Annotated in this window: 16 protein-coding genes; 2 read left to right on the forward strand and 14 right to left on the reverse strand. The window is 63.1% G+C overall.

Annotated elements, in window-relative coordinates; translation table 11 throughout:
• The first annotated feature begins 135 nt into the window (after window positions 1-135).
• Window positions 136-1,497: an ABC transporter substrate-binding protein gene (locus BCAL_RS02150; protein ID WP_043166809.1), complete on the forward strand. Its 1,362-nt coding sequence runs from the start codon at window positions 136-138 to the stop codon at window positions 1,495-1,497.
• Window positions 1,498-2,193: 696 nt separating this feature from the next.
• On the opposite strand, the gene BCAL_RS02155 is transcribed toward BCAL_RS02150, so the two are convergent.
• The 3 genes from BCAL_RS02155 to BCAL_RS02165 all read right to left on the reverse strand — a co-directional run bounded on the left by BCAL_RS02155 (window position 2,194) and on the right by BCAL_RS02165 (window position 6,425).
• A complete protein-coding gene (locus tag BCAL_RS02155; RefSeq protein ID WP_043166807.1) occupies window positions 2,194-4,272 on the reverse strand; it encodes a beta-galactosidase in 2,079 nt (692 codons plus the stop codon).
• A 160-nt stretch (window positions 4,273-4,432) separates the two neighbouring features.
• Window positions 4,433-5,437 (reverse strand): carbohydrate ABC transporter permease, encoded by a 1,005-nt coding sequence (locus tag BCAL_RS02160; RefSeq protein WP_043259989.1) that lies wholly within the window; start codon window positions 5,435-5,437, stop codon window positions 4,433-4,435.
• A 58-nt stretch (window positions 5,438-5,495) separates the two neighbouring features.
• Window positions 5,496-6,425 carry a carbohydrate ABC transporter permease gene (locus tag BCAL_RS02165; RefSeq protein ID WP_043165033.1) on the reverse strand — a complete coding sequence of 310 codons (930 nt, stop codon included), beginning with the start codon at window positions 6,423-6,425 and terminating at the stop codon, window positions 5,496-5,498.
• Between the two features lie 427 nt (window positions 6,426-6,852).
• Between BCAL_RS02165 and BCAL_RS02170 the strand changes: the two genes are divergently transcribed.
• Window positions 6,853-7,842, forward strand: coding sequence for a LacI family DNA-binding transcriptional regulator (locus tag BCAL_RS02170; RefSeq protein WP_081887214.1), 990 nt, complete (start codon window positions 6,853-6,855; stop codon window positions 7,840-7,842).
• Between the two features lie 19 nt (window positions 7,843-7,861).
• On the opposite strand, the gene BCAL_RS02175 is transcribed toward BCAL_RS02170, so the two are convergent.
• From BCAL_RS02175 to prfB, 11 genes are all read right to left on the reverse strand, one after another.
• Window positions 7,862-8,608 carry a pseudouridine synthase gene (locus BCAL_RS02175; protein ID WP_043164964.1) on the reverse strand — a complete coding sequence of 249 codons (747 nt, stop codon included), beginning with the start codon at window positions 8,606-8,608 and terminating at the stop codon, window positions 7,862-7,864.
• 162 nt (window positions 8,609-8,770) lie between these two features.
• Window positions 8,771-10,663 carry a glutamine--fructose-6-phosphate transaminase (isomerizing) gene (glmS, locus tag BCAL_RS02180; RefSeq protein ID WP_043164962.1) on the reverse strand — a complete coding sequence of 631 codons (1,893 nt, stop codon included), beginning with the start codon at window positions 10,661-10,663 and terminating at the stop codon, window positions 8,771-8,773.
• A 96-nt stretch (window positions 10,664-10,759) separates the two neighbouring features.
• Window positions 10,760-11,572 (reverse strand): amino acid ABC transporter ATP-binding protein, encoded by an 813-nt coding sequence (locus BCAL_RS02185; RefSeq protein ID WP_043164961.1) that lies wholly within the window; start codon window positions 11,570-11,572, stop codon window positions 10,760-10,762.
• Between the two features lie 20 nt (window positions 11,573-11,592).
• Window positions 11,593-12,576: an amino acid ABC transporter permease gene (locus BCAL_RS02190; RefSeq protein ID WP_043164959.1), complete on the reverse strand. Its 984-nt coding sequence runs from the start codon at window positions 12,574-12,576 to the stop codon at window positions 11,593-11,595.
• 112 nt (window positions 12,577-12,688) lie between these two features.
• The gene (locus tag BCAL_RS02195; RefSeq protein WP_043164957.1) at window positions 12,689-13,633 is read right to left on the reverse strand and encodes an ABC transporter substrate-binding protein; all 945 of its coding nucleotides are present in this window, start codon (window positions 13,631-13,633) and stop codon (window positions 12,689-12,691) included.
• 170 nt (window positions 13,634-13,803) lie between these two features.
• Entirely contained in the window at window positions 13,804-14,766 is a 963-nt protein-coding gene (locus BCAL_RS02200) for an ABC transporter substrate-binding protein (RefSeq protein WP_043164955.1), read from the reverse strand.
• A 280-nt stretch (window positions 14,767-15,046) separates the two neighbouring features.
• A complete protein-coding gene (gene smpB, locus BCAL_RS02205) occupies window positions 15,047-15,529 on the reverse strand; it encodes an SsrA-binding protein SmpB (RefSeq protein WP_043164954.1) in 483 nt (160 codons plus the stop codon).
• 27 nt (window positions 15,530-15,556) lie between these two features.
• A complete protein-coding gene (locus BCAL_RS02210; protein WP_152600312.1) occupies window positions 15,557-17,038 on the reverse strand; it encodes a CHAP domain-containing protein in 1,482 nt (493 codons plus the stop codon).
• 114 nt (window positions 17,039-17,152) lie between these two features.
• Window positions 17,153-18,076, reverse strand: a complete 924-nt coding sequence (gene ftsX, locus BCAL_RS02215) for a permease-like cell division protein FtsX (protein WP_043164950.1) — start codon at window positions 18,074-18,076, stop codon at window positions 17,153-17,155.
• A complete protein-coding gene (gene ftsE, locus BCAL_RS02220) occupies window positions 18,073-19,398 on the reverse strand; it encodes a cell division ATP-binding protein FtsE (protein ID WP_081887194.1) in 1,326 nt (441 codons plus the stop codon). Before ftsE ends, ftsX begins: the two co-directional genes overlap by 4 nt.
• 38 nt (window positions 19,399-19,436) lie before the next feature.
• Window positions 19,437-20,567 carry a peptide chain release factor 2 gene (gene prfB / locus BCAL_RS02225; protein ID WP_043164948.1) on the reverse strand — a complete coding sequence of 377 codons (1,131 nt, stop codon included), beginning with the start codon at window positions 20,565-20,567 and terminating at the stop codon, window positions 19,437-19,439.
• Between the last annotated feature and the right edge of the window lie 49 nt (window positions 20,568-20,616).

Below are 20,616 nucleotides of genomic sequence, written 5' to 3' on the forward strand. Positions count from 1 at the left end.
ATAAGTCCTTCCCCACGGGTCTTCACAACCCGTGTTTGCGTAACCATATGCTATGTGCTATGGTAGTACTTGAAACGATACAAGACTTGGAAGACCAAGTCCAATCGTTCTTCAATAAGGAAGGATACAAGGACGATGAAGTTCACAGCCATGAAGAAGACGGTGGCCCTCGCCGGCGCCGCCGCGATGCTCGTCAGCGTTGCCGCCTGCGGAGGCAGCTCCAACACCGGTTCGAGCAGCACCGGATCCAGCTCCGACAAGAAGATCGAACTGACGGTCTGGTCCTGGGATTCCACGCTGCCGCGTACGGTCGAGGGCTTCGAGAAGGCCAACCCGAACATCAAGGTGAAGGTTACCAACGCCGGCACCAACAAGGACGAGTACAACGCGCTCTCCAACGCCATCGAAGGCGGCTCCGGCGCTCCGGACATCGCGCAGATCGAGTACTACGCGCTGCCCGAATACGTGATCCGCGGCTACCTCGAGAACCTGTCCGACTACGGCGCATCCGACTTCTCCGACTTCTACACGCCCGGCACCTGGGCGTCCGTCAACATCAACGACGGCGTCTACGCCCTGCCGATGGATTCCGGCCCGATGGCGTGGTTCTACAACAAGGAGGTCTTCGACAAGGCCGGCGTCGACGCGACTCAGGTGAAGACCTGGGATCAGTTCTACGAGGCCGCCAAGAAGATCAAGGCCGCCGGCTCCTACATCACCTCCGATTCCGGCGACGCGGGCTTCTTCGATTCGATGACCTGGCTGGCCGGCGCGAAGCCGTTCTCCACCTCCAAGGACGGCAAGACCGTCTCCATCGACCTGACCGGCGACTCCAAGGTCAAGGAGTTCACCGACTTCTGGCAGAAGATGATCGACGAGGGTCTCATCGACACCAAGACCGTCGGCTGGACCGACGACTGGAACAAGGGTCTCGACGACGGCTCCATCGCCTCCCTGCTCACCGGCGCGTGGATGCCGTACAACCTGCTCTCCGGCGCCCCGAACGGCGAGGGCAAGTGGCGCATCGCCCAGATGCCGACCGCCGACGGCTCCGAGACCAACTCCGAGAACGGCGGCTCCTCGCTCGCCGTCATCAAGTCCGACGACAAGGACAAGGTAGCCGCGGCCTACAAGTTCATGGAATACGCCTGCCACAACGCCGAGGGCATCAAGACCCGCGTCGACGGCGGCGCCTTCCCGGCCGACAACGATACCCTCAAGTCCTCCGACTTCCTCGGCATGACCGCCCTGACCGACTCCGACGGCAAGGCCCACGAGTACTTCGGCGGTCAGAAGTTCAACGAGGAGCTGGCCAAGGCCGCCGCGAACGTGTCCACCGGCTACCAGTTCCTGCCGATCGAGGTCTACGCCCGCGGTAAGTTCGGCGACTTCGTCGGCGACGCCTACACCGGCAAGGGCAAGCTGGCCGACGGCATCGCCGCTTGGCAGAAGGATCTGAAGTCCTACGCCGAAGGCCAGGGCTACACGGTCAAGTAACCGATCTCAGGGGATTCGCGAGCGCGACCGGCACGCACACTCCGCTCCCGGTACGCATTTCCCGCGAATCCCCTTTCATATCTTCGTGGCCATCTTCCTCCCCGCGAGGCTCCTTCCCGCGGGTCTGGCTGCAATAACACCGGGTGGCGCATCCTCGTGATGCGCCACCCTTTTTCATGCCCTATGGTCACGTCCATTCCCCATCCCCTCCGCGTCCATTCATCCCCTCCGCGTCCATTCATCCCCGTCGCATCCATTCATCCCCGTCGCATCCATTCCCCATCTTCCCCATCCACATCGCCCCCATCGCGCAGCCATGAAGCGGTCACGACACCCATCGCGCGGTGAAATCCACATGGAGCTGTGTTTACCCCATGAAGTGGTGACACAAAACGGCGGATTTCCGCCAATACAGAAAACCGCCTCACCGCGTCATGTGAATTTCACCGCGTCATGTGGCCCCAGATCGCGTCATGGGATTCCCCCGACGACTGGGCGCCCGCCCCTCTCGAGCGGCAAGTCCCCGAGAACCCGAGAACCCGAGAACCCGAACACACACGAGAACACACGAGAACACAATGGGGTCGCCCCCGACCGAAATCGGGAGACGACCCCATTGCTTGCCGACGCCAGCGACCGCACCATCGATGGGCGGCCCCGCGCCGGCGACCCGGCATCATACCGGCGCGATCAGCGTCACAGCTTGACGACGAGGACGCCGTTGGGCTGGATGGCGGCGGTGTGCTCACTGTCGTTGACCTGGGCAAGAGACGCGACCAGCGGCTCGCCCTCGACGTCGACGACCGCCACATCGCGCGTGCGGTTGAACAGGAACACGAAGTGGTTCTCATCGGTGGCATCGGCGCGTTCGATACGCAGTACCTCGCCACGGTCGTCGCCGGCGGGCGTCGCGACCTCAAGCTCGGAGAGGATCTCCGGCAGGCTCACGGCCAGCCCCTCACGACCAAGCTTGGCGCCGACGTACACTGTCTTGCCGTCGCCGTACTCGTTGACGGTGATGGCGGGCGCGCCGTCGAAACCGGTCCACTTATCGGCCTTGAAGGTCTCAAGCACACGTCCGCTCTCGGCCACGGAGGTGATCACGTCGGCGATATCGTGCGCCACCGCCCCGTTGGAGAGATCAAGGTGATCCATCGTACCCGGGAAGTCAGTGCCCATCGGTGCATGTTCCTCGACGCGCACGCCGACGACGTCGCGGATCGAGCCGGGGTATCCGCCGAGCCAGACGTGGTCGCGCTCGTCGGACAGGCCCGTGTAGTAGGTGACGATGAGCTTGCCGCCGTTGGCGACGTACTCACGCACGCGACGCGAGGTGTCCTCGGACAGGATGTACAGGGCGGGCAGCACGGCCACCTCGTAGGAGTCCCAGTCGCCACGCACCGGCACGACATCGGCGGTCACGCCGGTATCGGCAAGGGCGCGGAACCAGTCGAGCGGCTCGGTCCAGTGACGGACGTTCTGGCTCGGAGTAGCGGTGTGCTCGGTGGCCCACTGCGATTCATAATCGAAGACGACGGCGACCTTGCTCTTGAGCAGCTTGGTACCGAGCAGTCCCTCGTCGGCGAGCCTGTTCAGGTCAGCGCCAAGTTCGCACACGTCGCGGAACACCTGCGAGTCGGCACCCGCGTGGGGCACCATCGCGGAATGCCACTTCTCGGCGCCGGCCTTGGACTGACGCCACTGGAAGTAGCAGATCGCGTCGGCGCCCATGGCGAGATGGGCGAGGGAGTCGCGCACCAGTTCGCCCGGCTCATCACGGTAGTTGATCGGACGCCAGTTGACGGCCGACGTGGAGTGCTCCATGAGGAACCACGGATTCTTGCGAGCGATGCCGTCGGTCAGGGACGCGGCGTACGCGAGCTCGTCGAGGTGGGCCTCACCGGGGGTGAAGTAGTGGTCGTTGGACACGAAGTCAACGTCGTAGCCCCACTTGTCGTAGTCGAGTCCGGTGCCGCCGGCGGAGATCATGAAGTTCGTGGTCTGCGGCTTCGGCGCGATCTCGAGCAGTGCGTCGCGTTCGGCGCGGTAGAAGTCGAGCAGCGCGTCGGAGCTGAAACGCTTCCAGTCGAGTAGCTTGCCCGGGTTCATGAAGTTGCCGTCGCCGATGAAGCGCGGCGGAATGATCTCGGAGAAGTTGTTCACGTGCTGCGCCCAGAAGGCGGTGCCCCAGGCCTCGTTGACGGCCTCGATGGTGCCGTAGCGCTTCTCGCACCACTTCTGGAAGGCGCGCTCGGCGTCCTCGGAGTAGTCGAAGCGGTTGTGGCAGCCGTATTCGTTGCTCACATGCCATGCGACGACATACGGGTTGTCCTTGTAGTGTTCGGCCATCTTGCGGCACAGGCGCAGCGCGTAGTCGAGGAAGACCGGGCTGGTGGCTCGCCAGTGCTGACGTGCACCGGGCTGGCAGACGTCGCCGCGATAGTCGACCCAGAGGATCTCCGGGTGCGCCTGCGTCATCCACATCGGCGGCGAGGCGGTGCCGGAGGCGAGGTCGACGGCGATGCCAGCCTTGCCAAGCTTGTCGATGACGCGGTCGAGCCAGTCGAAGTCGTAGACGCCTTCCTCGGGTTCGAGCTTCGCCCAGGAGAAGATGGCGACGGAGACGAGGTTGACTCCGGCCTGCTTCATGAGTTCGATGTCCTCGTCCCAGACCTCTTCAGGCCATTGGTCGGGATTGTAGTCGCCGCCGTACCAGATACGGGGCTTCTCCCCCGCAAGAGGCTGCGGCCAGTTGAATGCGCGATGTTCGCTCATTGGTGTTTCCTTTGCCGTGTGATTGATCATTGTTGCGTATACCGATGCATTTCGGGGGTGAGCGGCGGCGACCGTCGGATCGCCGTCGCTCACCCCCGTCAATGCTGCCGATCAGGCGGTTCCTGAACGATGTTCAGCAGTGTGAATGGCTCCATGCCGGTTATTCCTTGACGGCGCCGGCGGCGAGGCCGGACTGCCAGTACTTCTGCAAAGCGAGGAACGCGATCACCAGGGGGATGATCGTGATCAGCGAGCCCGTGATCACCAGGTTCTGGATCGCCTGACCACCGGCGGTCGAGGCCTGGTCCTTCCACTGGTTCAGACCGATCGTCAACGGATACCAGTCCGCGTCCTTCAACATGATCAACGGCAGGAAGTAGTTGTTCCACGTCGCCACGATCGTGAACAACGACGTCGTCACGATACCCGGCGCCAACAACGGCAGACTGATCTGCCAGAACGTACGGAACTCCGACGCACCATCCACACGAGCCGCCTCGAGCAGTTCGGTCGGCACCGCCTGATCCGAGAAGATCCACATCAGGTAGAGTCCGAACGGGCTGATCAGGCTCGGGATGATCATGGCCCACGGCGTGTTCGTCAACCCCAATTTCGCGAACAGGAGGAACTGCGGGACCGCCAACGCGATACCCGGCACCGAAATACTGCCGATGATGACCGCGAACACCGCCTTCCTGCCCGGGAACCGGAACTTGGCGAGGGCGTACCCGCCCATGATCGCCAGCAGGGTCGCGCCGCCCGCGCCCACCACCACGTACAGGAGCGTGTTGACCAGCCAGCGGCCGAAGATCCCGTCCTGATACGTGAACACCGTCACGATGTTGTCCCACAACGCAAAGCTCTTGCCGAAACCAAGACCGAACGTCGACGTGAAGTCCGCCTGGGTCTTCGTCGCGTTGATCAGCAGGTACACGAACGGGAACAGGCAGTACACCGCGAAGATCGCGCACACCACCGTCATCCACACGCTGCGCCGCGGGTTGTTCACGTTCGCGAAACCGCTCTTCTGCGCACGCTTCCTTTCGGCGGCCTCATCCCTCGCGACGCGCCTCTGACGCTCGCGCTCCGCCTGCCTGGCGGCCTTCTCCTGGGCCTTGAGATCGGCCGCGCTCACACGACCCGGGGCAGTCGACACCGCACTCATCACGCACGCTCCTTCACCAACACCACGGACACCATCACCATCGAAACCATGACACGCATCACTTCATCTGCTCCTTCATGCTGTTCAACTGCACCGCATACGCGATCGCCATCGTGATCACCGCCATCGTGATCGCCAACGCCGCCGCATAATTGCTCTGGTTACCACTGAAGCTCAGGTTGTACGCATACATGTTCGGCGTGTAATACGTCGTGATCGCATTACCCGGCACCATATTCTGCAAAATCGAAGGCTCATTGAACAACTGGAACGAACCAATAATGCTGAAGATCACCGTGATCGCCAGACTGCCCTTCAACTCCGGCAGCTTGATGCTCTTCACGATCTGCCACTCGCTCGCGCCATCAATCGACGCCGCCTCATACAGGCTGTGCGGGATCGTCGACAGCGAGCTGTAGAAGATCAGCATGTTGTAACCCGTGAACTCCCACGTCACGATGTTACCGATCGACGCCAGCAACACCGACGGCGCGAACATGTCCAGATTCGTGCCCAGCACATCGTTCAGCGACCCCACCAGACCGTACTTCGCGCCATACACGAAACCCCAGATCAACGTGGACACCACGGCCGGCACCGCGTACGGCAGGAACGTCGAAATACGGAAGAACTTCGTACCATGCAACTTCATCGAATCCAACGCCAACGCCATCAACGCCGACAGGAACAACATGATCGGCACCTGCACACACGTGAACAGGGCCACACGACCCACACTGCTCCAGAACTGCGCGTCACCGAACAGACGCAGGTAGTTCTCCACACCAACGAACTTCGTGCCACCAATCATCTGCTTCTTGAAGAAACTGATATAGATCGCGTACACGATCGGAATGATGAACACGAACACGAACACCACCGCAAACGGCGCCATGAACTTCCAACCACGCCAATCCGGCTTATGCCTATTCTCCCGCGCCACGGACGACCCGCCAGTCGCCGAAGCCGCAACTTGCGCTGCTGTCATTGCCAGCCCCTCTCCTTCGAAGGCTTTGATGGGCGGATCAGCCACTCGATCACCGAGTGCCTCATCACCGTATCCATCCCTCTTAAATGTTTGCGTTACCATCATAACATCATTTCCAATCATGTCCACTTCGGAGTTTTCCGCATTTTTGCCGGCAATACCGTCCCGGACGCCTATAATGGTCACGAAAACATCGTTGTGTGTTGTGCATGTTAGCGAAGACAGTGGGAACGATCCACCGGCCAGCATCCGTCAGCGGCGCGGATGCCTCGGCGAGCCCCCCCCCCACACACACGCGGACGAATCTCGCACAAGGGCGTAATACTATGAATAGTTGCGGCACGGAACAGGCAATGGAACAAGCCCGTTCCCGGCGCGACGACGACAACGAGGAGTGAGGGACATGCCACGCAGCATTCAGGTATCGATGCAGGACGTCGCCAAGGAAGCCGGCGTCTCACCACAGACGGTGTCCCGCGTGGCCAACGGCAGCGACGCCGTGCGACCCGACACGCGCCAGCGCGTCGAAGCCGCGATGGAACGCCTCGGTTATCGCCCCAACTACGCCGCCCGCGCGTTGAAGCACGGCAGCTTCCGCAATATCGGCGTCGTCCTGTTCAACATGACCACCTTCGGCAATTCACGCATCCTCAACGGCATCCTCAACGCCGCGATCGCCGACCATTATTCGATCACGGTCCAACTCATCCCCACCAGCGGCGAGCGCACGTTGAGCGCGGCGGTCGACCGCATGAAGCAGCAACCGGTCGACGGCGTCATCGTCCTGCTCGAGCAGCGCATCGCCGGCTTCGCCGGATACCAGCCGCCGAAGGATCTGCCGGTCGTGCTCGTCACCGAGGGCGCGGCCGACCACTGCCCCACCGTCGACGCCGACCAGTACGGCTGTTCGACCGCCATTGTCGACTACCTGATGAGCAAGGGACATCGCACCGTATATCACATCGCAGGCCCCGCGTCATCACGAGCCGCGGAAAGCCGCGCGCGCGGATGGCGCGAGGCGTTGGAGCAGCTAGGCGCCCCCGTACCGGACATGTACATCGGCAATTGGGATGCGGACTCCGGATATCAGGCCGGCATGGCCCTCGCACACAATCCGGATTGCACCGCCATCTACGCGGCGAACGATCAGATGGCATACGGCGCGATCCAAGGGCTCAAGGCCGCGGGCAAACGGGTGCCGGAGGACATGAGCGTGGTCGGCGTCGACGATTCGCTCGTCAACATGGTTCCGCGTCTTGATCTGACGACGATGCGCATGAAGTTCAATGAGATCGGCGCCACCGCCTTCTCGATGATCCGCCGCCAATGCGAGGGCGAGAAGGTGCCGGTCGGTACCAAGACCGTCATCCCCGCGGAGTTCGTCGAACGCGGTTCGGTGCGCGACTTGAACGAGTAGGCGAGGAACGGTCGGAGGTTCAGCCGAGCGGCACGCGGGAGATGAACTCGCGCGGCTCGCCGCTGACCGGATCAATGAACGACAGACGCCGCGCGACCAATTCGAGCGTTTGCGAGAAATCGTCGTATGCGCGCTGTTCGACGCGTGGATAGAAGTCGTCGCCGCGAATCGGCAGGCCGAGCGAGTTCATATGCACGCGCAGCTGATGCGTCTTGCCGGTGCTCGGATGCAGCGTGTAGGCACGCACGCCGCTCCCCCAAGTCGGTGTCCCATCGATCGCCATTCCACCGGCTCCGAGCTCAATCACCGTTTCGGCGTTGACCTCGCCCGGCTCCTCGTACGCCTGCAGCACGCCGCGCCGCTTGACGATGCGCGACCGTCGCCGCAGCGGGAATACGCGCGGCGTCTCCAGTCGTTCGATCGTGCCGTATCGGGGTCTCACGATCGGTGCGCACGGCGCCAGACACTCGTACGTCTTGGAGGTGCGGCGCTCCTGAAACAGCATCTGATACGCCCCTCGCAGCGCCGGATCGCGCACGAACACGACGATGCCGGCCGTAAGCCGGTCGAGCCGGTGCGCCGGCGTGATCGCATCGTCCCCGTACATCTCACGCAGGCGCATCAGCGCCGTCTGGCGATACCACATGCCGCGCGGGGTCGTCGCCAGAAAATGAGGCTTGTCGACGACGATGATCCCCGCATCCTCATACACCACCGGCAACTCGAACGGAATATCCGGCTCCTGTTTTACAAATCGGTGGCGCATAGTGTCACTTTCCGTAGCAATTCCAGCGGTGACCGGGGACGGCCGGGATCCGCGATACCCGACACGCTCCGGGCCGCTCTGGCCAAGTCCTTACGGTCAGATACCGCGGATCCCGGCCGTCCCCTCCGTTTCGTTGTGCACTATACGTAGGGGACGGACGCACTACTCTACGGTGACGGACTTGGCGAGGTTGCGTGGCTTGTCGACGTCGTAGCCCTTGAGTTTGGCCATGTCCATCGCGAACAGCTGCAGCGGGACCACGTCGACGAGCGGGCTCATCAGCGTCGGGCACGCCGGACGCCAGAAGACGACGTCCGCGTACCGTTCGACGTCCTTGTCACCCTTTTCGGCGACGGCGATGATGAACGCACCACGCGCCTTGACCTCCTCGATGCCGGAGAGCACCTTGGCGTGCAGGACGTCACGTCCGCGTTCCGGAGGCACGATGAACACGACCGGCTCGCCCTCGTCGACCAGGGCGATCGGTCCGTGCTTGAGCTCGCCGGCGGCGAAGCCCTCGGTGAACGTGTAGGCGATCTCCTTGAGCTTCAGAGCGCCTTCGAGCGCGACCGGGTAGCCGACGTGACGGCCGAGGAAGAGGAACGACTGCGCGTTCAGCATGCGTTCGGCGGCCTTGTGGATGGTCTTGGTCTGTGTGTCGAGCACCCACTGGATCTTGCGTGGCATGTCCTTGAGCGAGTCGAGGATGTGACGGATCTCGTCGCGGAACATGGCGCCCTTGACCTGCGCCAGATACAGGCCGAGCAGGTAGGCGGCGGTGATCTGCGCGACGAACGCCTTGGTCGAGGCGACGGCGACCTCGGGGCCGGCGTGCGTGTAGAGCACCGCGTCGGATTCGCGCGGGATGGAGGCGCCCTGCGTGTTGCAGATCGCAAGCACCTTGGATCCCTGTTCGCGCGCGTGGCGCAGGGCCATCAGCGTGTCCATCGTCTCGCCGGACTGCGAGATCGCGACGACGAGCGTACGCGGCGTGAGGATCGGATCGCGGTAGCGGAATTCGTGCGCCAGCTCAACCTCGACGGGGATGCGCACCCAGTGCTCGATCGCGTACTTGGCGACCATGCCCGCGTAGGCGGCGGTTCCGCAGGCGATGACGATGATCTTGTCGATCACCTTGAAATCATGCTCGTCGATGCGCACCTCATCGAGGGCGACATCGCCGTTCTTGTCGAAACGACCAAGCAGCGTGCGCTGCACGGCGGCGGGATCCTCGTGGATCTCCTTGTCCATGAACGAGTCCCAGCCGCCCTTCTCGGCCGCGGAGGCGTCCCAGTCGACGGTGTAGGTCTTCGGGTTCTCGACGACGTTACCGTCGAAATCGGTGACGATCACCTTGTCGGCGGAGACGCACACGGCCTGATCCTGGTCGATCTCCATCGCACGCTTCGTGTATGCGACGAATGCGGCGACATCGGAGCCGAGGAAGTTCTCGCCGTCGCCAAGGCCGACGACGAGCGGCGAATCGTGGCGCGCACCGACGACGATATCCGGCTGGCGGCAGTCGGTGGCGAGGATCGTGAACGCGCCCTTGAGCATGCGGGCCAGACGCCGCATCGCCTTGAACAGGTCGGGCCTGCCCTCCTCGTGGATGATGGTGTCGACGATCTTGCCGAGCAGCTTGGCGGCGACCTCGGTGTCCGTGGCGGACGTGAAGTGATAGCCCTCCGCCTGCAGGTCGAGGCGCAGCTGGGAGGCGTTCTCGATGATGCCGTTGTGGATGATCGCGACCTTGCCGTCCTGGCTGGTGTGCGGGTGGGCGTTGACGTCGCTCGGCACACCGTTGGTGGCCCATCGCGTGTGGCCGATGCCGACCGTGGCCAGCGGCATCGGCTTGCGTTCGATGTCCTCGATGAGGTTCGCGAGGCGTCCTGCCTTCTTGCGCACCTCGACATGATCCATGCCGGGCGCGGTCAGCGCCACGCCGGCCGAATCATAGCCGCGGTATTCGAGTCGCTTCAGGCCCTGAAGACACACCTCCAGAGGCTTGCCGCACGCGGTATCAATCTGTCCTGCATATCCAACGATTCCACACATGGCTTCCCAGACTACTACACGCCCTCGTGGCGCGGGTTACGGATACGCTTTTGGCACATGGTCTGCGCGCATCGCGCACATCGACCGACACCACAATCACAGCACGTGCTGCAGGAAGTCCTTGAAGCGCGGCTCGGTGGGATGGTCGATGATATCGGACGTGCCGTGTTCGACCACGACGCCGCCGTCCATGAAGACGACCTGATCGGCGACCTCGCGGGCGAATCCGATCTCGTGCGTGACGACGATCATCGTCATGCCCTCCTTGGCGAGCGAGAGCATCACGTTCAGGACCTCACCGACAAGCTCGGGGTCGAGCGCGGAGGTCGGCTCGTCGAAGAGCATGATCTCCGGCTTCATCGCAAGCGCTCGGGCGATGGCGACGCGCTGCTGCTGTCCGCCGGAAAGCTCGGCCGGATAATAGTCGAGGCGCTCGCCGAGGCCGACGCGGTTGAGCTCGGCGACGGCCAGCTCGCGCGCCTCGGCCTTCTTCATGCCCTTGACGTGGACCGGGGCCTCCATGACGTTCTCGATCGCGGTCATGTGCGGGAACAGGTTGAAACGCTGGAAGACCATGCCGAGCTTGGAGCGCTGCGCGGCGATCTCCTTCTCGTTCAGGGTCTGGAGCATGTCCTGACCGTTCTTGGTGACGTGCTTGTAGCCGATGAGCTCGCCGTCGACCTCGATCGAGCCGCCCGTCAAGGTCTCGAGCTGGTTGATGAGCCGCAGGAACGTGGACTTGCCGGAACCGGAGGGTCCGAGGATCACGGTCACGGTGCCGGGTTCGACGGTCAGGTCGATGCCCTTGAGCACGTGGAGCGAGCCGAACGCCTTGTGCACGCCGACGGCCTTGACGGCCGGGACGTGGGCGGCGGTTGCCGGAGCGGCGGTGGTTGCGGTTTCAGTCATGATGTTCGTCTCCCCTCGCTTCAAGCCGTCAATCCGCTGAACGTGGCGTCGTTGAGCTTGTCGACCTTGTCCTTCGGCTCGCCCTCGGTCTTGCCCGGCAGTGGCGGCTGCTTGCCGCGCGAGCCGATCGGACGCGCGTCGAAGCCCTTGCCGAAATGCTTCTCGAGACGCGACTGAATGACCATGAGGATGGATGTGATCAGCAGATACCATATGCAGGCCACGATGAGCAGCGGGATCGGCTTGTAGATGCGGTTCGCGATCGCGTTGGTCGCGAACTGGAGTTCCAGCGTGAACGGCACGGCGAGAACCAGCGACGTGGTCTTGAGCATGCCGATCGTCTCGTTGCCGGTCGGCGGGATGATGATGCGCATGGCCTGCGGCAGGATGATGCGGCGCATGATGAGCGAGCGCTTCATGCCGAGCGCCTTGGCGGCCTCGGTCTGGCCGGGGTCGACGGCCTCGAGACCGGCGCGCACGATCTCGGACAGGTACGCGGCCTCGTTCAAGGCCAGTCCGATCCACGCGGCGTTGAACGCGGTGATGACGGTCTCCGAGTCGATGCTCCAGAACTCGACCGAGGTGAACGGGATGCCGAGACTCAGCTTCGGGATGAGCACGGCGAACAGGCCCCAGAACACGAGCTGCGTGTACACAGGGGTGCCGCGGAAGAACCAGATGAAGAACCAGCTGACGCCCCTGAGCACCGGGTTGATCGACTTGCGCATGATCGCGAGGATCACCGACAGGATGATCGCCACGATCATCGAGATCGCGGTGAGGATCAGCGTGTAGGCGATGCCCTCGAGCACGTTCTCGTTGAACAGGTACTTCCATACGGTGGGCCAGTCGAGGCGCGGATTGGTGACAAGCCCCTGAATGAGCATCGCAGCCAGCAGCGCCACGATGACGCCGGCCACGATCGGGCCGGTGCGCTTGACCGGCAGCGCCTTGATGCGGTTGGGGATGTCCAGTCCCTCGCCGTCGGTTTCCTTCTTCGCCATGTATCGGCTTCCTCTCGGTTCCTTGTGTTGCGATGATTGAGGTCCCGGGGGCATTGCATTGCTGCTTTCCGCCCCGGGACCGGTGATTTTTACGTGATTACGCTCTGCCGGCTCAGCCCTCGACGTTCGGGTTGACCTCGGCCTTATCGAGACCGCCGGACTCGACGCCCCAGTGCTTGAGGATCTTGCCGTACGTGCCGTCGTCCATCAGCTTCTGCATCGCCTTCTGCACGGCCTCGACGGTCTTGGAATCACCCTTCTTGATGGCCACGGCGTTCGGCACGGAGTCGAAGTCCTTGCCGAGCTGCTCGAGCTCGCCGCCGGTCTGGGCGATCGCATAGCCGACCACCGGGGAATCGGCGAAGAAGACGTCGGCCTTGCCGGTCACGACCGCGGTGGTGGCGTCGGTCTGCTGCTTGGAGGACTGCACCTCGATGTCCTTCTTGCCGTCGGCCTTGCACTGCTTGGCGGTTTCGGCGATGGCCTCCTCCTCGACGGTGCCGGTCTCGACGGCGACCTTCTTGCCGCACAGGTCGTTCTCGTCGATCTTCTCGGGGTTGCCCTTCTTGACCGCGTAGGCCATGCCGGAGGTGAAGTAGGAGACGAAGTCGACCGAATCCATACGCTCCGGCGTGATGGTGAACGCCGCGATGCCGAGATCGTACTTGGAGCCGACGGCCGGGATGATCGTGTCGAAGTTCGAGGAGACGATCTCGGTCTCGAGGCCGAAGATGTTGCCCATCGCGCGGGCGAGATCCATGTCGTAGCCGATCTGCGTCTTGCCGTCGGTGTCGAGGAACTCGGCCGGAGCGTACGACGGATTGGTGCCGATCGTCAGCTTGCCGTCCTTGGTGACGGATTCCGGCAGCAGCGAGGCGATCGCATCGTCCTTCTTGACGTCGCTGACGTCGTAGCTGGAGATGGTGGCGCTGTCGGACGAGCCGGAGTCAGACGACGAACCCGTCGTCTCGTCGGTGGTACCGCAGGCGGCGACGGAGATCAGCATCGCCACACCCAGCGTGGCGGCCGTGATGGTCTTGAGTCCCTTGAATGCCATGGGATGAATCTTCTTTCTTCTTCCGAACGACGGTTGCGCGCCGCAATGCACGACGCGCAATCGGATGACCGTGCGATCACACGGTCACGTGATCACGCAGTGAATGCAATGAATATACACGCCACTGTATACACATGCGTGTTACCTCCGCGTTATCGACGATTCGTCCGTCATTCAACGGTCGGGTTGATCTCCGGCTTGTCGATCGCGCCGGAGGAGACGCCCCACGTGTCGAGGATCTTCTTGTACGTGCCGTCATCCATCAGCTTCTGGATGGCCTTCTGCACGGCCTCGGCGGTCTGAGAATCACCCTTCTTGATGGCCACGGCCTCCGGCGTCACGCCGACGTCCTCGCCCAGCGCCTCAAGCGTGTCGCCGGTCTGCGTGATCGCGTAGCCCGCGACCGGGGAGTCGGCATAGAACACGTCGGCCTTGCCGGACGCGACGGCGGTGGTCACATCGGTCTGCAGCTTCGAGGACTGGATCTCGATCTCGCTCTTGCCGTCGGCCTTGCACTGCTCGTTGTCCTTGTTGACTTCCTCCTCCTGCGTGGTGCCGGTCTGCACGGCGACCTTCTTGCCGCACAGGTCGGAGGAGTCGACCTTGTTCGGGTTGCCCTTCTGCACGACGAACGTGGAGCCGGCCTTGAAGTAGGTGACGAAGTCGACCGCCTCGAGACGCTCCTTGGTCACGGTGAACGAGGAGATGCCGACATCGTACTTGGATCCGACCGACGGGATGATCGAATCGAACGTGGAGGTGACCGTCTCCTCCTTGAGGCCGAAGATCGCGGCCAGCGCCTTGAACAGGTCGACGTCGAAGCCGACCGGGGTCTTGCCGTCCTCGGCCAGGAACTCGGCCGGAGCGTACGAGGTGTCAGTGCCGACGACGAGCGTACCGTCCTTGGTGACGGATTCGGGCAGGAGCGCCGCGATCTCGTCGTCCTTCTTGATCGAGCTCGTGTCGAAGCCCTTCGTGCTGGAGCTGGAGGACGAACCGGATGCGTCACCGGATGACGAGGCGGTGTCGGATGAATCGGTGGTGCCGCATGCGGCGGCCGCGAACAGCATCGCGGCGGACAGGACGGCGGCGGTTACGGACTTGAGTCCCTTGATTCCCATGCTTACGGACATTGGATTTCCTCTCTCAGAAATGTCGATCGGGCGGGTACGTTTCCCGACTGATTCGCGAGAGTAGGTTTCCCATGCTACGAAAGCGTAAATCTCACGGATACAGTTCATTACGTGAGACGCTTGACTCCGGGAGGAATCGCGATATACGGTCCCCGACACACTCAAGGCCGTTCGGCCAAGCCTACGGTCGGGTACCGTATATCGCGATTCCTCCCTCCGGAACAAACAAATCCAATTGGACCAATGAAACGAGGACGTGGCGTCGACGAGATACCCTCGGCTAGCGAACTGAGCGCTTGTTGGCGTAGCGCATGGCTCGCAGGGCCTCGCGCTTGTCCTGCTCCTCACGCAGGGTCTGACGCTTGTCGAATTCGCGCTTGCCTCGGGCCAGGGCGATTTCGGCCTTGACCCGGCCGTCCTTGAAATAGAGACTCAGGGGGATGATCGTGTAGCCCTTGGCTTCGGACTGCCGGGCGAGCTTGAGGATCTCCCGCTCGTGCAGCAGCAGCTTGCGCTTGCGCTTGGGGGCGTGGTTGTTCCACGTGCCGTTCAGGTATTCGGGGATGTTGGCGTTCTCGAGCCAGATCTCGTTGCGGCGGTCGATCGAGATGAACGACTCGGCGAGGGATGCGCGTCCCTCGCGCAGTGACTTGACCTCGGTGCCGGTCAGTACGAGACCCGCCTCGTACTTGTCCTCGATGGCGTAGTCGTGACGCGCCTTCTTGTTCTGGACGATGAGCTTCGTTCCCTGTTCCTTCGCCATGGAGGCGATTTCCTTTCAATCAGTCAATCAGTAGTGGACGAACTCGTTGCCGTTCGGCCAGACGGTCTCCCAGTTCGGGAAGGACGCGAAGCCGGTGCCGCCTTCGGAGATCAGCAGGGAGCCGTCGGAGTTGACGCGTTCGACGATGGCGACATGGCCGTACAGGCGGTTGGCGTACCAGGTGGAGACCTTCTGGCCGGCGCGGAAGACCATCGCGGCGCCGTAGTGCGGCGTGTTGTTCACGTAGTAGCCGAGCGCACGACCCTTGGTGCCCCACTCGGCGCCGTTGCCCATGTACGAGCCGACGGGGAGGTTGAGCTGTGAGCGGCGGATGTACGCCCACAACGTGCACTGGCGCGCCGGGTAGGCGGAGCCGCCCACGGTGTTGCCGGTGTTGTGGCCGTAGCAGTACGAGGATCCCTCGGGGCAGTTGCCGGGCACGGCGTAGTTCATGCCGTTGGCTCCGGAGGAACCGCCGGACGGGGTCGAGGGCTTGCTGGTCGTGCCGGAGTTGCCTGTGTTGCCGGAGGTACCGGAGTTACCCGAATTGCCAGAGTTGCCGGAATTGCCGGAATTGCCGGAGGTACCGCCGCCGTTGCCGGAGGACGAACCGCCCGAAGGCGTGTTCTGCTGCGAGGTACTGCCCGGCGTGTAGTTGGTCGATCCGCTTGACGGCTTGTAGCTGGCCAGCTCGGCCTCGATGAGCAGGATGTCGGCGGCCTCCTTGGCCTCCTGGGTCTTCAGGTTGCTCTTCTGGGCTTCGAGCTCGGCGCGCTGCGCGGCGCTTTCGTCCTGCAGCTTCTCCAGCGACGCCTCCTTGGCGCTGGCGTCCTCGGCGGCCTTCTGCGCGCTGGCGGCCTGCTGGTCGGCCTGGTTCTTGAGCTGCGTGATCTGCTTCTCGATGGCGGCGAGACGCTGCTTGCGGTTCATCGAGGTGTTGAGCGTGGTCGCCGCCGAGTTCGCGGCGTTCGCGGCGGATCGCGCGGCCGCGGCGTCGGACTGCATCTGCGAGACGAAGTCATCGGTGGACTTGGCGTCCGTGACGACCTCCATCATCGTGGACACGTCCGAACCGTGGAAGCTGCCGCGCGCCATCGCGGCGACGGATTCCTTCGCGTCGTCGTACTCGATGCCGGTCTGCTCGATCTTCTTCTCGAGGTCGGCCTTGTCCTGCTGCGCCGCCTTGAGACGCTCGGCCGTGGCGTCGGCCAGGCCCTTGGCCTGCTCGGCCTTCTGCTGCGCCGCCTCGGTGGCCTTCTGCGCGGCCGGGATCTGCACGTTGGCCAGATTGTCCAATTCGATGATCTTATCGGCCAGCGCCTTGTCCACACCGGCGAGCTTCGCCTTGAGATTGTTGCGGTTGGCGACTTTCTGCTGGTATTCGGACACGGACACCGCCTCGGCCTGCGGCGGTGCGGGGACGATCGTCGCCAGACCGCAGATGGCCATCATCGCCACCGACACCATGAGACCGAATCCTGCGTTCCAGTATCGTTTCGAGCGATTCATCACCTGATCGTCCTTCCTTCACATACACGCGTCATACACGCTGGTGGTCATTGTAACGAAGATTGCTGGGCGCGCGAGTCGCACGCTTCGGCTGGGAGCGGAACCGCCCGTCGATCACGCCTTGAGATAACGACGCAGCGAGACCGCGGAGGCGATGATCGACAGCAGCACGGCACCTGCCACCAGAGCCGGGGCTATCATCCACACCGTGGACTGCGTGACGAACGGCATCCAGCTGACGGACCCGGACAGACCGTCGGTGATGAACACCTGCACGATGCCGGCGAGGGTGCCGCACGCGAGCAGCGAACCGATGAGCGAGGCGACCACTCCCTCGAGGATGAACGGCAGTCGGATCGTCCAGTTCGATGCGCCGACAAGTCGCATGATCTCGGTCTCGTTCTTGCGCGAGGCCGCGGACATGCGGATCGTGGTGCCGGTCAGGAGGATCGCGACGACGACCATCACCACGGCGAGCGCGACGGTGACGGCGGTGGCGCGGTTGAGCACGGCGAAGACGGGATCGAAGATCTGCTTCTGGTCGACGACGTCCTCCACACCTGTCTTGCCGGACAGTACCTCGGAGACCATCTTGTACTTGGTGGGATCCTTGAGCTTCAGCTGCAGCGAGTCCTGCATGTCGGCGGCGGTCAGGGTGCGTCCCTGATACTCGCCGTTCGGATACTGCTTGAGGAACGTGTTCTTATAGAAGTCCTCGCGGCTCACGTAGGTGATCTTGGAGACGTTGTCGGTCAGCTCATCCTGGATGAATTCCTCGAGCTGGACGATCTCCTGCTTGGTCGGCGCCTTGCCGGCGGCACAGGTGGCGGCCTGGCTGGTACCGTCAGGGCACAGCCAGACGACGACCTCGATCTTGTTGTACCATTCGCCCTTCGCCCGGGTAACCTGCGCCTGCATCAGGGCGGATGCGCCGATGAACACGAAGGAGATGAACGTGACGAGCATCACCGAGATGATCATCGGCACGTTGCGCCTGAGGCTCGTCCACGTTTCCGACAGGATGAATCGCGCCCTCACTGCTGTTCCTCCTCGTTCTCGTTCTGCTCGCTCGCTGCATCTCCGCCGGTTGTCTCGGAGTCGGCATCGCTTTCACCGTTTTCGGGGGTTTCGGCGTGCTCCTCAACGGCCGTCTCCCCCACTTGCGCAGTGGAAACGGTCGTTTGCGCATCATCGGCATCCGTTTGGCGGGCATCCTGTGTGGCGGAGGCGATACTCGGCGGCGTCGGTGGCGCCGGCGGCGCCAGCAAGCCGTTTTCAGGAGTTGCGGACTCATCAACGGATTCATCAACGGACTCATCGGTGGCGGAGGACTCGCCGCTTCTGGCGAGACGCTCCACCTCGTCAAGTTTCAGTCCCTTGCCCCAAGTCAATGTGGTCTCAAGGGGCGCGAATGCCTCGCCGTAGCGTCCGGTGCGCCCGGAATGCACGGATTGGGCGAGACGCGCGATACCCTCGTCACCGTTCATCGCACCGGAGGCGATCGTTCCGGCCTCGATGGCGATGGCCTGCGTGACCTCCGCCTCGACTCCGTTCTGGGGGCGGAACCGAAGATCGGAGTCGCCAGCCCCCGACGTCATGACTGTGGAGCCGGCGCCGGATCCCAGGGCCTGATGCGCCTTGGACGTGACCTCGGCATCGGGGAAGTACATGGCGGAATCATAGGAGCCGTGCTCCTCGTCACGCACGATGGAGCCGCTGTGCAGTTCGACGACGCGCTTGCGCATCGAATTGACGATCTCCTCGTTGTGCGTGGCCATGACGACCGTGGTACCGGTGCGGTTGATCGCGTCCAACACCTCCATGATGCCGAGCGACGTGGTCGGATCGAGATTGCCGGTGGGCTCGTCGGCGAGCAGGATCTGGGGATGGTTCACATAGGCGCGGGCGATCGCCACACGCTGCTGCTCGCCGCCGGACAGCTCATGCGGATAGCTGCGCTCCTTGCCGGTCAATCCCACGGTCTCCAGCACCTTCGGCACCAGCGACTTGATGGCCGAACGACGCGTGCCGATCACCTCGAGGGCGAACGCGACGTTCTGCCAGACGGTCTTGTTGTTGAGCAGCTTGTAGTCCTGGAACACGAAGCCGATCGTGCGCCGGTACTGCGGGACCTGACGGTTCGAGATGCGCCGCAGGTCATTGCCCGCGACGCGGATCTCGCCATCCGTGGCCTCCTCCTCGCGCAGCAGCAGACTCAGCAACGTGGTCTTGCCGGAACCCGAAGCCCCCACAAGGAACACGAAGTCCCCGCGGTCGATGTCAAGGGTGATGTCATGCAACGCCGGTCTGGTGCCCTTCGGATAGACCTTGCTGACATGCCTGAGCGAGATGAGTGCCATGATCCCCCTACCGTACCTTATGTACGTATATCTACGTATTACTCTCCGGCTTCTTCCTTGGCGGCACGACGCTCCTCGTGACGCCAGCGGATGCCGGCCTGGATGAAACCGTCGAGATCGCCGTCGAACACCGCCTGGGTCTGCGACGTCTCATAGCCGGTGCGCAGATCCTTGACCATCTGGTACGGGTGCAGCACGTAGGAACGCATCTGATCGCCCCAGCTGGCCTTGATGTCGCCGGCGAGCTCCTTCTTCTTCTTGGCCTCCTCCTCATGGCGCAGCACGAGCAGTCGGGACTGCAGCACGGCCATGGCGGCGGCGCGGTTCTGGATCTGGGAGCGTTCGTCCTGCATCGTCACGACGAGGCCGGTGGGAAGGTGGGTGATGCGCACGGCCGAGTAGGTCGTGTTCACGCCCTGACCGCCGGGGCCGGAGGAGCAGTACGTGTCGACGCGGATATCGGTGTCCGGAATGTCGATGTGATCGGTGGCCTCGACGAGCGGCACCACCTCGACGGCGGCGAAGCTCGTCTGACGGCGGCCCTGATTGTCGAACGGGGAGATGCGCACCAGACGGTGCGTGCCGCCCTCGACCGACAGACGACCGTAGGCGTAGGGCGCATCCACTTGGAAGGTGGCGGACTTGATGCCCGCCTCCTCCGCATAGGAGGTGTCCATGACCTTGGCCTTGAAGCCCATGCGCTCGCAGTAGCGCAGGTACATGCGCAGCAGCATCTGCGCGAAGTCGGCCGCATCGACGCCGCCGGCGCCGGAACGGATCGTGACGACCGCGGAGCGCTCGTCGTATTCGCCGTCGAGCAGCGTCTGGATCTCCATCGCGTCGAGATCCTCGGCGATGGACTTGAGCTCGCTCTGCGCGTCGTCGAGGGAGTCCTGATCCTCCTCCTCGCGGCCGAGCTCGACGAGCGTCTCCACGTCGTCGATGCGCGAACCCGCGGACTGGAGCTTCTTGAGCTGCGATTCGGCGGCGGACAGACGGCTCGTCACCTTCTGCGCGTTCTCCGGATCGTCCCACAGGCCCGGCGCGGCCGCCTGCTGCTCGAGTTCCTTGATGTCCGCCTTGATACGGTCGACGTCCAGCGCCTTGGCGATGGAATCGTATTTGGATCGCACATCGGCGATCGCCTGCGAATAGTCGAATTCTGCCATCGTTTCTGTACCTTACGTGTCTTACCTATGAATTGCCTTGATGGAATTT

Source organism: Bifidobacterium callitrichos DSM 23973, from assembly GCF_000741175.1.
Taxonomy (GTDB): Bacteria; Actinomycetota; Actinomycetes; order Actinomycetales; family Bifidobacteriaceae; genus Bifidobacterium; species Bifidobacterium callitrichos.

Coding starts and splice junctions, on each gene's coding strand:
- BCAL_RS02200 (WP_043164955.1), bottom strand. CDS start 14,766: ATGTCCGTAAGCATGGGAATCAAGGGACTCAAGTCCGTAACCGCCGCC.
- BCAL_RS02165 (WP_043165033.1), bottom strand. CDS start 6,425: ATGACAGCAGCGCAAGTTGCGGCTTCGGCGACTGGCGGGTCGTCCGTG.
- glmS (WP_043164962.1), bottom strand. CDS start 10,663: ATGTGTGGAATCGTTGGATATGCAGGACAGATTGATACCGCGTGCGGC.
- BCAL_RS02160 (WP_043259989.1), bottom strand. CDS start 5,437: ATGAGTGCGGTGTCGACTGCCCCGGGTCGTGTGAGCGCGGCCGATCTC.
- BCAL_RS02190 (WP_043164959.1), bottom strand. CDS start 12,576: ATGGCGAAGAAGGAAACCGACGGCGAGGGACTGGACATCCCCAACCGC.
- prfB (WP_043164948.1), bottom strand. CDS start 20,567: ATGGCAGAATTCGACTATTCGCAGGCGATCGCCGATGTGCGATCCAAA.
- smpB (WP_043164954.1), bottom strand. CDS start 15,529: ATGGCGAAGGAACAGGGAACGAAGCTCATCGTCCAGAACAAGAAGGCG.
- BCAL_RS02155 (WP_043166807.1), bottom strand. CDS start 4,272: ATGAGCGAACATCGCGCATTCAACTGGCCGCAGCCTCTTGCGGGGGAG.
- ftsE (WP_081887194.1), bottom strand. CDS start 19,398: ATGGCACTCATCTCGCTCAGGCATGTCAGCAAGGTCTATCCGAAGGGC.
- BCAL_RS02150 (WP_043166809.1), top strand. CDS start 136: ATGAAGTTCACAGCCATGAAGAAGACGGTGGCCCTCGCCGGCGCCGCC.
- BCAL_RS02175 (WP_043164964.1), bottom strand. CDS start 8,608: ATGCGCCACCGATTTGTAAAACAGGAGCCGGATATTCCGTTCGAGTTG.
- BCAL_RS02210 (WP_152600312.1), bottom strand. CDS start 17,038: ATGAATCGCTCGAAACGATACTGGAACGCAGGATTCGGTCTCATGGTG.
- BCAL_RS02170 (WP_081887214.1), top strand. CDS start 6,853: ATGCAGGACGTCGCCAAGGAAGCCGGCGTCTCACCACAGACGGTGTCC.
- BCAL_RS02195 (WP_043164957.1), bottom strand. CDS start 13,633: ATGGCATTCAAGGGACTCAAGACCATCACGGCCGCCACGCTGGGTGTG.
- BCAL_RS02185 (WP_043164961.1), bottom strand. CDS start 11,572: ATGACTGAAACCGCAACCACCGCCGCTCCGGCAACCGCCGCCCACGTC.